The sequence below is a fragment of the Mesorhizobium sp. M5C.F.Ca.ET.164.01.1.1 genome, from assembly GCF_004792125.1.
In the GTDB taxonomy this organism is placed as follows: Bacteria; Pseudomonadota; Alphaproteobacteria; order Rhizobiales; family Rhizobiaceae; genus Mesorhizobium; species Mesorhizobium wenxiniae.
Genome location: NZ_SRTG01000211.1, coordinates 1 through 374, shown reverse-complemented (window position 1 = coordinate 374; position 374 = coordinate 1). Strand labels below are relative to the sequence as shown.

The following is a 374-nucleotide window of genomic DNA, read 5'->3' as shown; positions in this document are numbered from 1 at the left end:
GTCAGATCGGCCCTTGTCATCCGCCCAGCGGTTGAAGCAGGGATGTCGGCGGAAAGCGTGAAGCAAATCTCGACTTCGACACCTTCGGTGCCATCTTGAGGAAAACAAGCGAGATTGGCGTCGTCGACCCTGACACAATCGAAAATCGGCGCCCCAACAGCATCACCATCCCGCCGGATCCCCAATTTCCAGCCGGCGACCGGCGTCGCCCAGTTTCCAGCAAAAGCCCGCTGAACCGCCATGGCCTCTGAAAGGCTGCCGGGAACGAGTCCCTCCGCTTCATGTTTCGCCAGAGGAATTCTCGCGCCCTCTCGGCTTGCCTCTGCAAAGTTCTCCGCCAGTTTTCCGATCGCCGTCATTCCGCTCATGTCTCC

Annotated in this window: 1 pseudogene; it reads right to left on the bottom strand. The window is 59.6% G+C overall.

The window, feature by feature from the left end:
- Positions 1–359, bottom strand: a pseudogene (locus tag EN807_RS33170) (2-keto-4-pentenoate hydratase); the annotation flags it as partial.
- Positions 360–374: the final 15 nt, after the last annotated feature.